This window comes from Corynebacterium sp. MSK195 (assembly GCF_030228885.1).
GTDB lineage: Bacteria > Actinomycetota > Actinomycetes > Mycobacteriales > Mycobacteriaceae > Corynebacterium.
Window position 1 is genome coordinate 33,178 of record NZ_JASPGT010000006.1, and the last position, 13,670, is coordinate 46,847.

The window sequence follows — 13,670 nt, forward strand, 5'->3', positions numbered from 1 at the left end:
GCCTTCTTTTCTGATCTCGAATGATTGCTCAAGAGATTGCGCGCTTACGCAACCGCCCACATACCTTAGCCCTTGTGGTGCTCTACTGACGATTCAAGGAGTTTCTTCAGCTCTTCCCCACGCGGCAGGCGGGCAGGCTCGAAGGTATAGCCATCGTGCACATAATAAAATGCGGCACGAATCTTTTCCCCGCCGTGGATGCGGCGCCAGGCCTCTGCATACACCGCTAGCTGTATCTTGGCAGCATCCATGGCTTCTCCCTGGGGTGGGCGGCCGGTCTTCCAGTCCACCACCATCCAGGTGCCATCCTCCAAGCGGAATACCGCATCCATGCGCCCGCGCACCACGGCCTCACCGATGGTGATCTCAAAGGGCGCTTCCACGTGCTCCGGTTGACGCTCGGCCCACTCGGAGTTCAGGAAGGCTTCCTTGAGCTCTTCCAAATCGAAGTCCTCCGGCTCATCGATTCCCGGAAGTTCTTCCTCGCCCAATAGCGCCGGGCTGCCGAAGCGGTCCTCCAGCCACGCGTGGAAAGCGGTACCGCGCTTGGCATAGGAATTCGGCTTAAACGGCACGGGGCGGCGCTGCCTGCGGGCAAACTGAAGCGGGTCTGCCCGCAGCGCAACCATGTCGGAGGCGGTCAGCTCGCTGGGTAGCTCAACGTCTACCACCGGCTGTTGCAGGGCCTTGTACTCCTCAATGAGCGCGCCAGCTTCTTGCTCCCATAACTCAAAGGTTTCACCCCGGCTCAAATCTGGGAGTTCCTCCATTGCTGCAAGGACTAGGTCCGCACCGGCGACTGCCTCTGGGCTAGCCTCAAGCGCTGGGAATTGTGCGCTCTCCCCAAAATCATCCTCGGAAGGCTCGTCGGGGACGGACCACTCCACCACGTACTGCGGGAATTGCTCTTTCAGGCGCTCTAGGTATTCATAGGGAGCCTTCTTGTTCTTTCCGGGAGCGTTATTGGTGCCCGATCCGGTAACGGTCAGGGTGGATTCGGTACGCGTCAGCGCCACATAAAAAAGGCGCGCCGATTCTTCCGCCTTGATGGCGCTATCTGCCTTCTTAAACTCCTCGCACGCGTTTTGAAAATGCGAGCGCTTTTGGGCATCCTCCGGGACCTCAATATAGTCATCGTCCCCTGGGACCTTGTCGATCCTGGACAGGAAAGTCTCTGCTTTCGCACTATAACTAGACGAATCCGCATGCACCACGCAGACGTGTTCCCATTCCAAACCCTTGGCCTTGTGCGCGGTCATAATCTGCACGCGGTCAGTGGCGGCGGGAACCTCGCCGAGGTCTAGGCCATCTTCCTTTTCGAGCGCTAACGCAAAGTAATCCAAGAGCGCATACAAGGAATCACCGTGGAAGCCTGCGACGATATCGGCAAATTTATCCAGATGTGTCGCGCCCCCTGCGCTTCCACGAGCTAGTACCTCGGTGCGGATATTAAACAATGCTTCAATATCGGCGAAGATGTCCACCAGCGGTTTGGAAAGAGAATAAGTACGCAGGTGTCGCAGTTTGGCAGAAACCTCTTCCATACGGGCGAGGCCTTGCGGGGTATAGCGGTCTCTTTCACCCAAATCTGCCAGGGCGTCAGCAAGGCCGACGCGCTGATCCGGCTCCTCAGCGGTGACATCCTCCAGCTGCGCACGCAAGTATTCTTCCGGGTCCATCCCCGGCTCCCAGCGCAAGCGCTCCTCCCTCGCGCCGGCCAGGTTTCGTTGGCGGGAAGCGAGCGCTTGAATATCACTGATTCCCAGGCCACAAATCGGCCCTGCCAGCACCCGCACTGCCGCAGGCAAGTCTTCTGGGCGCACGAGCATGGTGGCAATAGCTACGAGGTCCTGGATTTCTGGCTGCCACAGCAGGCCACCGAGACCGATGATTTCATTGGGTACGCCCGCTTTGTCGAGGGCCGCAGCGATGGGTGCGGAGTGCCTATTTTTGCGCACCAAAACCGCCGCGCTGAAGGTATCTCCCTCGCGCTTTTCCCACTGCTCTTTCAGGTACTCGGCAACGAATTCACGCTCGCGAACCTCGCTGTCGAAGTACGCCAACTGGATATCGCCTTCGCCCTTATGCGGGGCGGCAGACAGCTCGTCCACGGGACGTTCAACGCCTTCGAATACTCCCTCCGCCACTGAGTTAGCCAAATCCAGCGCACCAGAGGGGTTGCGCCAAGAGGTGGTCAACTGGTCCTTCGGGGCGGGTGTGCCCGGCGCGACTGGGAAGTCTTCCACGAAGGCAGTGAGGTTTTCAGAGGTAGCACCACGCCACCCGTAGATGGCCTGCATTGGATCGCCCACGGCCGTAACCGACAGGTCCTCTTGGTCCCCTCCGAATAGGCTGCGTAGAAGCACGCGCTGGGCATAGGAGGTGTCTTGGTACTCGTCTAGCATGATGACCTTATAGCGCTGGGACTGCTGCTTTCCCACCACAGGATGGTCGCGCGCGACGCGGGCGGCGACGGCCATTTGCTCGCCAAAGGTGATGACTTGTCGCTCAGATTGTTCCTTTTTCAGGGCCTCCAGCAGCGGCACGTACTGCACGCGGCGTTCCTGTGTTTGGATATATTCCAGCAACTTTTGCGAGTATTCGGGGCCATTCTTTTGGGATTTATCGAGGTTATCGATGTCCGCCCGAAAATCGCGGGCATGCTGGGCGATGTGACTCGTGTCCTTGAGCCCGTTATCGATGTCCTGGCTGAATTTCAGCAAGGTCTCGGTAATCGTGGCTAGGGCGCGGTCGTCTTCCAGCTGGCCGGTGTAATTGCGCACCACATCGTAGGCCAAGGAATAGCGCTCGGCCTCGGTGATGATGCGTGCGGTGGGCTCTACTGGAACCAAGAGCCCGTATTCGCGAACGAGTTCTCCCGCGTAGGAGTCATAGGTGGCTACCTTCGGCGCAATGTTTTCTAGCGCTTCTGCCACCTCACCGCCTGGTGGGATGAGACCGGAATCGCGCAATTTAATCAGCTGCCGGCGGATGCGCTGCTCCAGCTGCTGCGCGGCCTTACGGGTGAAGGTCAGGCCGAGAACCTGCTCCGGGCGCACATAGCCATTGGCTACAAGATAGACCACGCGCGAGGCCATGGTTTCTGTCTTGCCGGCACCAGCGCCGGCAACCACGAGTTTGGGGCTAAATGGGCCTTCGATGACGTGGGCTTGTTCCTCGGTAGGCGGAAAGTCCTTGCCCAAGGCTGCAGCGATCTGCTGTGGGGAAAAGTTGCTCTTAGGCATCGGTGGTCATCCTTCCTTCTTCCTGCACGGGGCAGATAGAGCGAATTGGGCATTTATCGCAGTCTTTATTGGTGCGCGCAGTGATGCGCGGGCCACGCATCTCCTCCACCAGCGGGGGTAGAAGTGCGGCGAATTCTTCCAGGGCCTCCGGCGACTTATCGCTTTGCCAAATCTCACCAATCTTTTTGGTGGTCACCCCCGGATACACCAGCACACCGCCCTGGCGCGGCATGCCTTCGCCGTCGTGAACCTGGTGGCCGTCAAATGCGCCGTGGGCAAGCGCGAGTTGATAGGTCATCAGCTGCACATGGTCTTCGCCTTCCTTCTTAGCCGGCATGCTTCTACCTGTCTTGAGGTCCACCACCAAGTAATTGCCCTCTTCATCGCGAAGCAGACGGTCCATATAGCCGCCGATGCGCACCTCCTCGCTGACGCGTACGCCTACGGGGATTTCCACACCGGCAAGCTCTTGATTGACCTCGGATTGGCGCGCCCATTCCCGGGCGCGGTCCAACAGGGTGGAAAACTCATCGAGCTTGAATCGCAATTGCCACTGCGGTACATCCTGAATGCGCTCGAAAGCCTCCATCACCAATAGCTTGGCCTTTTCCGCGTCCATGCCGCGGCCAAGGGCTTCAAAGAAGGCGTGCGCCAACGTACCGCGGAGCAGGTGTTCCTCGGTGCTTGGGTCCTCGGCTACATTGCCGAGCACGGCCTTGAGCGGACAGTTGAGCAATGCTTCCACACGGGAAGGCGACAAACTACCGCTGGTATGCAGCGGCGTTTCAGCCGCAACGGAGCGCGCAGACCACCACTGCTCCGGGTGGGCGCCAGGGATATCGGCTGCCGCTAGCCGAGCGAGCTGGCGCGCTGCTTGTTTGCGCTCAACCTCACCGGATTCCGGATTGGTAACTACGCGGCGCAATTGTGCGACAAAGGCCGGCACGGACAGCACCGCCACATCAAGGGGATCCACTTCGAGCCCATCGCGCAATGACACGGGTGCGGGTTCGGGCACATCGAGGCCCAGTTCGCGCGGGAGTTGGGTGCGGCGCAGCGCCCGCTTTGCTTGCCGACGCGCAGCTTGGCCAGGCACGTCCACGCCACGGCCGGCGAATTCGCTGATGAAGCGAGAAGGCTCAGAGACCGTATCGCCCTCTGGGTTTTCCACGGCGGCAATGAGAAGGCGCTGTCGGTGGCGCGTGGTAGCGACGTGGAAGAGACGTCGCTCCTCTGCCAAGCGGGAGGCAACGTGGCTGACGGGGGTATCGGGATCAATATCGTGGTCGAGGAGATCGATGAGATCTTCTTGCCCAAAGATGGAGCCGGTCTCCCCTAGCGAAGGCCAGCTTCCTTCCTGCGCGCCGGCCACGATGACGGTATCCCATTCGCGGCCCACGGCACCGTGTGCGGTCAGGATCTCTACTGCCTGCGGAATGGCGGTGCGGCGGTCACGCACACCGGTGGGAAGTTCTTGTTCGGTGATATGCGTCAGGAAGGCACGCAGCGAGGAATCAGGGCGACGCTCGACGTAGTCGCCTGCGGCGTCAAAAAGCGCCATCATTGCATCCAAGTCGCGGTCGGCCTGCGAGCCGGTCGCACCACCGCGCAGCGCCGAAGCCTGCAGGCGGTTATCAAGCTCAGTTGCGCTCCACACGGCCCAGAGGATCTCCTCCACAGAGTCCCCGGAGGCGAGTGCGTCCCGGCCGGCGCTTAGAACCGCGCGTACACGCTCCAGGATGGAGTATTCGCGCTCAGTGAGTTGTCCATTAAAGTCTGGGAGCTCGCCGTAGAGAAGACCGCGCAGGCTATCGATGCCCCGGGTAGTGGAATCCCAGCGGCGCAATCCACGGATCAGGCGGCGCAGGGTGACGGGATCAGCGCCACCCACGGGGCCGGTGAGTAATTCTTCCAACTCCGAGTTTGATAGGTCTTCTTCCAAGGCACGCAGGGCGAGCAGCACGGCGGAAACCAAACGCTGTTCGGCTAAGACGACGTCGGTAGGGCTAATGTGCACGGGCACGCCGGCGGACAAAAGGGTGCGGCGCATCTGGCCGATATCACCGGTTGAACGAACGATGACGGCGATATCGCGCCAGGGCACGCCGTCTTCTAAGTGACGGCGCCGCACGGTATTGGCTACGACGTCACGCAGCCTGCCGTCCGAATCCACGATGGAGATGCACGCCGGAGCGGGTGTGCGGTGAGGCTCGGTAAGCTCAATGTCGTGGTCAGCTGGGAAGTCCCGCAGGAAACGCGAGCTAGCACCACGGAAGGCAAAGACGGATTGATCGGCATCGCCACCCACCACCACGAGATTAGCCTGCGGGGCCATTTCGCGAATGAGCTTGCCCGCAGTGGGATCGAGCAATTGCGCATCATCGACAATGATGGTGTGGAAGGGGTGCTCGCGCAGTAGCTGGGGGCGCTGAAGAACCGCGGTAACCAATTCCGCAGCGGAATAGGAATGGGCGCGGGAAAGGAGCTGCACGCGTTCGTACTCGCGCAGGAATTCACCCGCCGCGGACCACATGGGGCGGCCGTGCTCGGCGCCGAGGCGCTCTAGGTCGCCCGGACCCAGGCCGCGTTCAATGGAACGCAAAAGGAAATCGCGCAGCTGCCGGGCGAATCCCACATATTCCAGCGCGGGCCGCATCTCCGCGGGCCACGAGCCGTGTCCGTCTTCTGCTTGGCCAGTGAGCAGCTCGCGGATAACGGCGTCTTGCTCGGCACCGGTAATAAGTCGCAGCTCCTCCTCGGCCGCTGTGCGCAGCAACGCGAATGCTAGGGAGTGTACGGAACGCACCATGGAGGTCTGTGCGGCGTAATCCTCGAGGCGCTCAGAGAGCTCGCGGCGCAGCCGGGCGCCGGATTCCTTCGAGGGAGCGATAACGAGGATGCCGGAGGGATCCGCGCCGGTCTCCCGGGCTTTATCCAAGGCATGAATGACGGTATCGATAAGGAAGCTGGACACGCCGGTGCCGGCGGCACCGGTTACCTTCCAGGTGCCGGATTCGGGCAGGTCAACAGGCCAACTGCGGGTCGTGGCGGACTGGGTACGGGGAACGAGGCGCACCTGCGGGGACGGTGGAAGGACCACTCCCGCACGCGCGGTGGAATGGGGGTCGTAACTCACCGCTCCAGTATGGCAGATGCCCGCGACACCAGATGCTGCTCCACCCGCTCAATGTGCGAACGCGTGTTTGAACGCGACGCGGGGTGCAGGTCATTGACATGACGGCGATACGACACAGCGCGCAATAGCAATTCCGGCATACCGGGTACATGACTAAAGCGCTGGCAGATCCCATCATCGACCGCTTGGCCAATGAGCCCATCCACAATAACCAAAGCGGCCGTCCAGCCGGCTGGGCGCGGGGATCCGCTCGGCACAATGTCCACAATGCCCGGCGGGTTGGAGCCGTGGTAAACCGTAGTGGTGAGAAGAGCGGTGTGGGCGGGGATAAGGGGGACGTCGGCAAGCAGGGCTGGGCGATAAGCCTCGCCCGTTTCCTCCCAGGCGGCGCGCTCTGCACGAGCGAAGGCATCGCTACGCTGCCCGTTGGGAAGGGGTACCTCGGCTATAGCCGCGTCGAGGCGCAACGCCATCTGTGCGGTTTCATCAATTCGCCCGCGTACTTGGCCCGGAATAAACTGGGTAGCTTTCCACCCTGCGGCCGTGTGCCGACCATCGCTAGACAGTACCGGCCGGGAAACGCGGGCCCCCTGCACGCTGAGGCGCTCGCGCACCTTAGCGGACCAGGCGGCAAACGGACCGGCCTGGGAATAGACCACGTCGCCCACCTTGATGCCGTTATCCCACACCGGGCCCAATTGATCGCCCTGCGCGCGGCGGGTACCAGTGGCACCGGTTTCCGCGTGGAAGGCGCTTAAAACATGCTCTGGGGGAAGCGGCATCCTTAACTCCTATTCGGGTTGGTGGGGATCCTTATTATCCGGATTCGGATAAGGCCACGGGTTTGGTGAGCAGGTCACGTCCTCATCAGGATAGACCTCGCTGGGCTTGCGATCGTGCAATTCTTTGTTGTTAAGGTCCAAGGTCTGCTGCATCATGATCGGCGCTAGCTTGCCCTGGCCACCACACGGCTGGTGGGCCGCATAGCCAATGGCATGACCCAACTCATGGTTGATGACATACTGGCGATAATTGCCCAAATCGCCTTCAAAAGGCGTGGCGCCGCGCACCCAGCGGGCCTCATTGATGATCGTGGTGGACTCGCCCGTAATAGTGGTGTGGCAGGAGGTTTCCGTTTCAATCTTCTCGCCGCAGCGCTCTGCGGCGGTGCCGAGCGAAGTCAGCTGGATGCGGGTATCCGGTTCCGCATCAGCGGCCACGTGCTCGAACTCGAAGTCCTTATGCGCGGTCCAGCCGCGCGGGTCAGACAAGGTGGCCTCCACCATGGCGGCAAAAGACTCATCGCCGCCATACGGTGCGGTATTAAGGCCATCTTCTACCTCGATGGAATAGCGCACCTTTTGCTTGCCGCCCTTACCCGTGACGGCGCCAGGCTCACCTACCTCGTGGAAGGTGCCCTTTCCCTGCTTGGTATAGGAACCACCGGGCGGCATCTCGCTGATTTCCCGCTTGACCGCTGCAGAATCGGCAGGATCAGGGCCCATCTTCTCCGTACTCGTTGGGGCAGCCTCGCTAGTGGCTTCCGCCTTTTCTTCAGGGGAATTTCCGGTAGCAATATCGACGATGAACCAAATGGTCAGCGCGATCATGAGGGGGATAGCCACCACGCGCCACCAGCCATATTGACGCGCAAACCGGACCACCGCATTGGGGTCGTCCGGCGAATGGCCCTGGCTCCGGTGGGCGTGGCGAATCTCCCTTTTTTCCATGGGGCCTTAGGTTACCCGCTTGTATTTAAAAAAGCTGAATCAGCAGCCCTATGTGCTCGCCTTAGGCGCCGGCGAATCCCACGGCGTGCTTCTTTGCAATGCCGACCTCGACGTAGACCACGCGGTCAGTGCGCACGAGGTACTTGCGACCCTTGTCATCTTCCAATTCCAAGGTGGAGTTATCCGCCAGGGCACTGTTGATCTTCTGCGTCAGCTCGGCTTGGTCACCTGCAGCGCTAATGACCAGCTCGCGAGCGGTATCCGCGAAGCCAAACTTGATATCCATGAAGATTCCTCCTCTAACTAGAGTTTTATTGTCAATGGCCCCACTATAACCATCCCGGCTACTATCAAGGTGTGTCTGACATAAAATCCCAGCCACCGAGCTTCGCGGAACTCGGCGTTGCGGCCGAAATCTGCGATGGTCTCGCCACTCGTGGCATCACGCGTACTTTTGCAATCCAGGAATTAACCCTGCCCATCGCGCTATCTGGCCAGGACTTGATTGGCCAAGCGCGCACTGGCATGGGCAAGACCTATGGCTTTGGCGTGCCGCTTTTGGACCGCGTCTTTGATGACGCCGATATCGACGAGCTCGATGGCACCCCGCGCGCCCTCGTGGTGGTCCCCACCCGCGAGCTTGCCCAGCAGGTCACCGAGGACCTGCAGGTGGCTGCCGCCCACCTACCCGTGCGCTTAGCCTCCATCTACGGCGGCCGTCCCTACGAGGAACAGATCAAAAAGCTCAACAAGGGCGTCGATGTCATCATCGGCACGCCCGGCCGCTTGATCGATCTCCACGAACGCGGCGATCTGCAGCTCGATCGCGTGGCTATCTTGGTGCTCGATGAGGCCGACGAGATGCTGGACTTGGGCTTTTTGCCCTCGGTGGAGGCCATCCTCAAGGCACTCGATGGCAATGCCCACCAAACCATGCTCTTTTCCGCCACGATGCCGGGCGCAATTTTGACGCTCGCCCGCCGGTTTATGGAAAAACCCATCCATATCCGCGCCGAATCCGGCGAGCAGGATTTCACCCATTCCTCCACTCGCAAGGTCACCTTCCAGGCCCACCGCATGGATAAGGTTGCCGTTGTCGCCCACGCCTTACAGGCCGCCGACCGCGGACGCACCATCATCTTCGCTCGCACCAAACGCGCGGCCGCCCAGCTGGCCGATGACCTAGCCCGGCGCGGCTTCCATGTGGGCGCGGTCCACGGCGATCTGGGGCAAAAGTCGCGCGAGAAGTCGCTCCATGCTTTTCGCACCGGCCAGGTGGATATCTTGGTCGCCACTGATATTGCCGCCCGCGGCATCGACGTTGATGATGTCACCCACGTCATCAACTATCAGGTTCCGGATGATCCGATGACCTTTGTCCATCGCATCGGCCGCACGGGTCGCGCCGGCCATACCGGCACCGCTATCACCATGGTGGGCTATGATGAGCTGGCCAAATGGCAGGTTATTAATGATGAGCTGGATTTGGGTGAGCCGAATCCGCCGCAGTGGTTCTCCACGTCCCCGGAGCTGGCCCAGGCGCTAGACATCCCCGCGGAGGTAGAGGAAACTGTCGGCCCTGAGACCAAGGTCGTGGGCCAGGTGCCTGTCCGCGAAAAATCCCCCACCCGTACCACCGCGCGCCGCGGCAGCTCCCGGCGCCGGCGAGGAGGCCGCCGATGACTAAAGCTCCCATTTTGCGCTCGACGCCCACCGATTGGAAGGCTACCGGCGTTATTGCCGTGGTCTGCGCCATCGCGGTCGGCGGCGCGGCTATCACCGCCAATATTAATCAAGCGCATCTTAGCCAAGCGGCCGTTCCTGGGGATAAGGATGCACCCGCGCTTGCCGACGTCCCCGAGGCACTCCACGAGTCCTTCAGCCTCCCCAACGAACCGGTGCCTGGCCAATACCGGGCGGTTTCAGCACACGGCCTGACCATCACGCACGCCGATCACACGCTCACTGCCACCAACCCGGACGGCTCCGAGGCGTGGACTTATGAGCGCACGGACGCGGATCTGTGCTCGCTGTCTACAGCATGGGGCAAGATCGTGGCGTCGTATAAAACCGGCGTGGGCTGCGGGGATACCGTGGCGATAAACGCCGCAACTGGCGAGTATGACAGCACCCGCAGCGCCGTCAGCTCGGAAGAGGTAGTACCCGTTTCCTCCAATGACCGGGTAGGAACGGTCTCCACCGACCGCATCGATCTGTGGCGCTCCGATATGGTGCGCACCGTGGAATACGGTGATGTGGAGGCTAAACAGGAGCCGGACAAGCAACCGCATGAAGACTGCACCATTAGCTCCGCCCTTACCCGTACCGAGAATTTGGCACTGACCGAGTCCTGCCCCGATAAGCCGGGCACCACCTGGTTGCGCTTCCAGGACACCACCCCTGATGATTCCCGTGAGCCCGATATCGCCGCCGATGTGGACATAGCCACCGACGGCGCCCGGCTTGTCGCTGTGGGGCAAAAGGCCGCCGCCGTCTACCGTCCAGGCCCGAATCCCACGATCGAGTCCTACGACAATAAGGGCGAAAAGCTGGACTCTACTTCGGCAGAGCCCTCTCCAGATATTGACGCAGGTGCTTCCCCATTCGCCCCGGCAACCGCGGACCTGCCACACCATATGACCTGGTTTGATGGCTCCCGCCTCTACCTCTTCAAGCCGAGCAACCTCGCAGTGGATCACGTGGTAGACGATGCCATCGGCACCCCCATCGCCGTCGACGAGCACATGTTGGTACCTACCCAAGAAGGCATTGCTGTCATGGATTGGTCCACCGGCAAAACTCTGCGAACCATCCCGGTTGATCGCGGCAGCTACCGCGGTCCCGTTTACCTCACCTTGGCGGGCGAGACCATCGTGGAAACCCGCGGCGATCAGGTCGTGGGCCTAAGCGCCGGTTAACACCCTCCGCTACAGAAAGGGCCGCGCCTTCCGGATTTATCCGGGGCGCGGCCCTTGTGCGTGGCAGCGAATTTAGAAGTTTGCTGCCGCCCACTCCGTGGAAGCGCGGACGAACATCAGCAGGAAAATGACTACTGCGGCGCTCGCCAAGGTCACCGCACCCAGTAGCGGCGATCCGCCGCTGAACATCTGGAAGGAGCTCGCTGCCAAGATGAGCTCCACCAGGATAATGGCTCCCCTACCCCAGCGCTTTCCCTTAACCATGGCCCAAGCACCGACGATGACAAAGCCAAAGACAATAAAGATAAATAGTGCGGTGCCCAGCCCTACAAAGCTTCCGGAGCCCGAATCCGACACCATGGAACCATTTTCTGCGCCGGTCACCTCGCGCACAATCAGGAAGATACCGAAGCAGATGACGGCGATGGACTGAACCACGGCGAGCGCTGCGGCCACCAGGACCGGCTGTGGCGCGCCCTGCTGGGTCTTCGCTTCACGCGCCGGCTGCGCCGAGGTCGTACTTTGCTTTTTGTTTACCTGCTTTTTCTTCTGCTTAGACACAAACCCACAGTCTACTCACCGGTCAAGGGCATTTCCTTGTGCGCCACTCAGGTTTCGCGGGGGCAGGGGTTAGCCGGGTAGATTTGACGCCTCTTCAGTCACCGCACTCAATGTTTTTTGGACAATACGCCAGTTCAGCGCGTTTCTCACAGGCTTCTTTCAACTCGATCGTGAACCCAAATGACCCCCACACCAGTTTCATTCAAGTGAGGTTGACCACAATTTCGCCTCTACCCCTAGCGGAGTCTGAGTAAACATGTCATGATTCTGGGGTAGCAAAAAGAAAGAGGACGTAAACCTCTTCTTAACTTGAAGGAAACTTCAAGCAACCACAATGTGAACCATTGGCGGCGGCGACGCTGGCCCGACCTCGAGACCGGGCCCCACTGCACGCAGACCAGTTCACACAACCACCCACCCTGGCATTGGTTGCTTTTCATTTCTCATGAAAAGCGCTTGTGCTTACTGCTGTCGAATTTTTGTTAGGAGATATCAATCATGGATTGGCGCCACGAAGCTGTTTGCCGCGACGAAGACCCCGAGCTGTTCTTCCCAGTAGGCAATTCTGGTCCCGCACTTACCCAAATCGCTAAGGCCAAGCTGGTCTGCAACCGCTGCCCTGTTGCCTCTTCCTGCCTGAAGTGGGCACTGGAATCCGGCCTGGACGCCGGCGTCTGGGGCGGCCTGTCTGAAGAGGAGCGCCGCGCCCTCAAGCGCCGCCGCAACCGCGGCCGTGGCCGCGCTCGCGTTTCCGCTTAATAAGCAGCCCCCAATTTTCGTTTCGGCGCCCTTAGCCGCTACAGTTGAATAAAGTTCAGATACCCTCAACGAAGGAGTGCGCAATGAGCAAGCGTGGTCGCAAGCGCAAGGATCGCCGCAAGAAGTCCGCTAATCACGGCAAGCGTCCTGGCGCATAACGCACAGCATTACTCAAAGCCCGGTTCCCTCGGTCACTTCGACCGTAGAACCGGGCTTTTGCTATGTCAGACGCACATCGATGTCGTCTCCTAGCTCCCCGCTTGACCTCTCCGTGCCTTAAGTCCAATGTGATCGGGCCGAATTGAACACATTGGGGTCTCAATTCGGCCCTTCCGCCCTCAATTCGGCCCGATCAGTATGGGCTCAAGCAAAAAGTTGGAAGATCATGAGACCAGACCCCACCACAGCGGGTGAGCAACAGTGCCTACCACGCCGTGTCGATGCGGGTAATCTCTACCGAAATGCGGCGGCGCAGCGCCTGCGGCGCCTTGGCCTGGCCGTTACAGCAGTTGCGCACCAGGGAGCGGATAATCTCCTCGCTCTCGAGGCGCTGTTGGCAGAAATCGCACTGGGCGATGTGCTCGCGGATGGCGAGTGCGCGGGCATAGGTGGTTGATTCATCGAGAAGCTCGCACAGGAGGGCCTGTACCTCTGGGGAGCTACACGCACCACAGTTGTGTTCCGTTGCGCGGTCCATTACTTCTCCTCCATGTCTGGGTGTTCTAATCCAATGCCTTGTTCTCGTGCCACGTCTTTCAACGCTTTCCGGAGCAATTTTCTTCCCCGGTGCAATCGGGACATCACCGTACCCAGCGGAGTATCCATGATTTCTGCAATTTCCTTATACGCCAAGCCTTCTACATCCGCGTAGTACACCACCATCCGGTAGTCGTCTGGCAAGTCATTCATGGCCTCTGAAATGGTGGCGTCCGGCATGTCTTTAAGCGCTGATACCTCGGCGGATTCCAGGCCAGTGGAATCGTGCCCAGCAGTGGTATAGAGCTGAAAATCGCTCAAGTCATCGGCCGAGGACTCCGTGGGGCGGCGCTTCGCCTTGCGGTAGGAGTTGATGTAGTTATTGGTCATGATGCGATACAGCCAAGCCTTAAGGTTTGTACCTTGCTTGAAGGAATGAAAGGACTTATAGGCCTTGAGGTAGGTCTCCTGCACGAGATCCTCAGCATCTTGCGGGTTGCGCGTCATGCGCAGGGCACCGCCGTAGAGCTGGTCTAGCAGGGGCAGCGCTTCCGCTTCGAAGCGGCGCTGCAGCTCCTTTTCGCTGATTGTTTCTTTAGCCACAATTTCTATCCTAACGCGTAGC

Annotated in this window: 12 protein-coding genes; 4 read left to right on the top strand and 8 right to left on the bottom strand. The window is 60.2% G+C overall.

From position 1 onward, the window contains the following. Positions 1 to 65: 65 nt before the first annotated feature. From QP909_RS07255 to QP909_RS07275, 5 genes are all read right to left on the bottom strand, one after another. Positions 66 to 3,245 (bottom strand): ATP-dependent helicase, encoded by a 3,180-nt coding sequence (locus QP909_RS07255; protein WP_284766723.1) that lies wholly within the window; start codon positions 3,243 to 3,245, stop codon positions 66 to 68. Next, positions 3,238 to 6,345 (bottom strand): ATP-dependent helicase, encoded by a 3,108-nt coding sequence (locus QP909_RS07260; protein WP_284766811.1) that lies wholly within the window; start codon positions 6,343 to 6,345, stop codon positions 3,238 to 3,240. The genes QP909_RS07255 and QP909_RS07260 overlap by 8 nt, the downstream gene beginning before the upstream one ends. 32 nt (positions 6,346 to 6,377) lie before the next feature. Continuing rightward, positions 6,378 to 7,163 (bottom strand): hypothetical protein, encoded by a 786-nt coding sequence (locus tag QP909_RS07265; RefSeq protein WP_284766724.1) that lies wholly within the window; start codon positions 7,161 to 7,163, stop codon positions 6,378 to 6,380. 9 nt (positions 7,164 to 7,172) lie between these two features. Beyond that, on the bottom strand, positions 7,173 to 8,111 hold the full coding sequence (locus QP909_RS07270; RefSeq protein ID WP_284766725.1) for a DUF3152 domain-containing protein: 939 nt from the start codon (positions 8,109 to 8,111) through the stop codon (positions 7,173 to 7,175). A 61-nt stretch (positions 8,112 to 8,172) separates the two neighbouring features. Next, the gene (locus QP909_RS07275; protein ID WP_005322370.1) at positions 8,173 to 8,397 is read right to left on the bottom strand and encodes a DUF3107 domain-containing protein; all 225 of its coding nucleotides are present in this window, start codon (positions 8,395 to 8,397) and stop codon (positions 8,173 to 8,175) included. Between the two features lie 71 nt (positions 8,398 to 8,468). On the opposite strand from QP909_RS07275, the gene QP909_RS07280 reads away from it, so the two are divergent. Continuing rightward, positions 8,469 to 9,794 (top strand): DEAD/DEAH box helicase, encoded by a 1,326-nt coding sequence (locus QP909_RS07280; protein ID WP_284766726.1) that lies wholly within the window; start codon positions 8,469 to 8,471, stop codon positions 9,792 to 9,794. Continuing rightward, positions 9,791 to 11,029, top strand: a complete 1,239-nt coding sequence (locus QP909_RS07285; protein WP_284766727.1) for an Rv3212 family protein — start codon at positions 9,791 to 9,793, stop codon at positions 11,027 to 11,029. The genes QP909_RS07280 and QP909_RS07285 overlap by 4 nt, the downstream gene beginning before the upstream one ends. A gap of 72 nt (positions 11,030 to 11,101) precedes the next feature. Here the strand turns inward: QP909_RS07285 and QP909_RS07290 are convergent, their stop codons facing one another. Further along, positions 11,102 to 11,590: a hypothetical protein gene (locus QP909_RS07290; RefSeq protein ID WP_284766728.1), complete on the bottom strand. Its 489-nt coding sequence runs from the start codon at positions 11,588 to 11,590 to the stop codon at positions 11,102 to 11,104. Between the two features lie 498 nt (positions 11,591 to 12,088). Here QP909_RS07290 and QP909_RS07295 point away from each other — a divergent pair, with 498 nt between their 5' ends. Together QP909_RS07295 and QP909_RS11920 are read left to right on the top strand one after the other, a co-directional pair. After that, positions 12,089 to 12,349: a WhiB family transcriptional regulator gene (locus QP909_RS07295; protein WP_005322377.1), complete on the top strand. Its 261-nt coding sequence runs from the start codon at positions 12,089 to 12,091 to the stop codon at positions 12,347 to 12,349. 83 nt (positions 12,350 to 12,432) lie between these two features. Next, on the top strand, positions 12,433 to 12,507 hold the full coding sequence (locus QP909_RS11920; RefSeq protein ID WP_100067784.1) for a 50S ribosomal protein bL37: 75 nt from the start codon (positions 12,433 to 12,435) through the stop codon (positions 12,505 to 12,507). A gap of 266 nt (positions 12,508 to 12,773) precedes the next feature. On the opposite strand, the gene QP909_RS07300 is transcribed toward QP909_RS11920, so the two are convergent. Together QP909_RS07300 and QP909_RS07305 are read right to left on the bottom strand one after the other, a co-directional pair. Continuing rightward, positions 12,774 to 13,046 (bottom strand): anti-sigma factor, encoded by a 273-nt coding sequence (locus tag QP909_RS07300; RefSeq protein ID WP_005326557.1) that lies wholly within the window; start codon positions 13,044 to 13,046, stop codon positions 12,774 to 12,776. Beyond that, a complete protein-coding gene (locus QP909_RS07305) occupies positions 13,046 to 13,648 on the bottom strand; it encodes a sigma-70 family RNA polymerase sigma factor (protein WP_200436091.1) in 603 nt (200 codons plus the stop codon). Before QP909_RS07305 ends, QP909_RS07300 begins: the two co-directional genes overlap by 1 nt. Positions 13,649 to 13,670 lie beyond the last annotated feature (22 nt).

Bases quoted from the DNA above. Each gene is read 5' to 3' on its own strand.
- QP909_RS07255 (WP_284766723.1), bottom strand. From the start codon at position 3,245: ATGCCTAAGAGCAACTTTTCCCCACAGCAGATCGCTGCAGCCTTGGGC.
- QP909_RS07265 (WP_284766724.1), bottom strand. From the start codon at position 7,163: ATGCCGCTTCCCCCAGAGCATGTTTTAAGCGCCTTCCACGCGGAAACC.
- QP909_RS07270 (WP_284766725.1), bottom strand. From the start codon at position 8,111: ATGGAAAAAAGGGAGATTCGCCACGCCCACCGGAGCCAGGGCCATTCG.
- QP909_RS07275 (WP_005322370.1), bottom strand. From the start codon at position 8,397: ATGGATATCAAGTTTGGCTTCGCGGATACCGCTCGCGAGCTGGTCATT.
- QP909_RS07285 (WP_284766727.1), top strand. From the start codon at position 9,791: ATGACTAAAGCTCCCATTTTGCGCTCGACGCCCACCGATTGGAAGGCT.
- QP909_RS07295 (WP_005322377.1), top strand. From the start codon at position 12,089: ATGGATTGGCGCCACGAAGCTGTTTGCCGCGACGAAGACCCCGAGCTG.
- QP909_RS07300 (WP_005326557.1), bottom strand. From the start codon at position 13,046: ATGGACCGCGCAACGGAACACAACTGTGGTGCGTGTAGCTCCCCAGAG.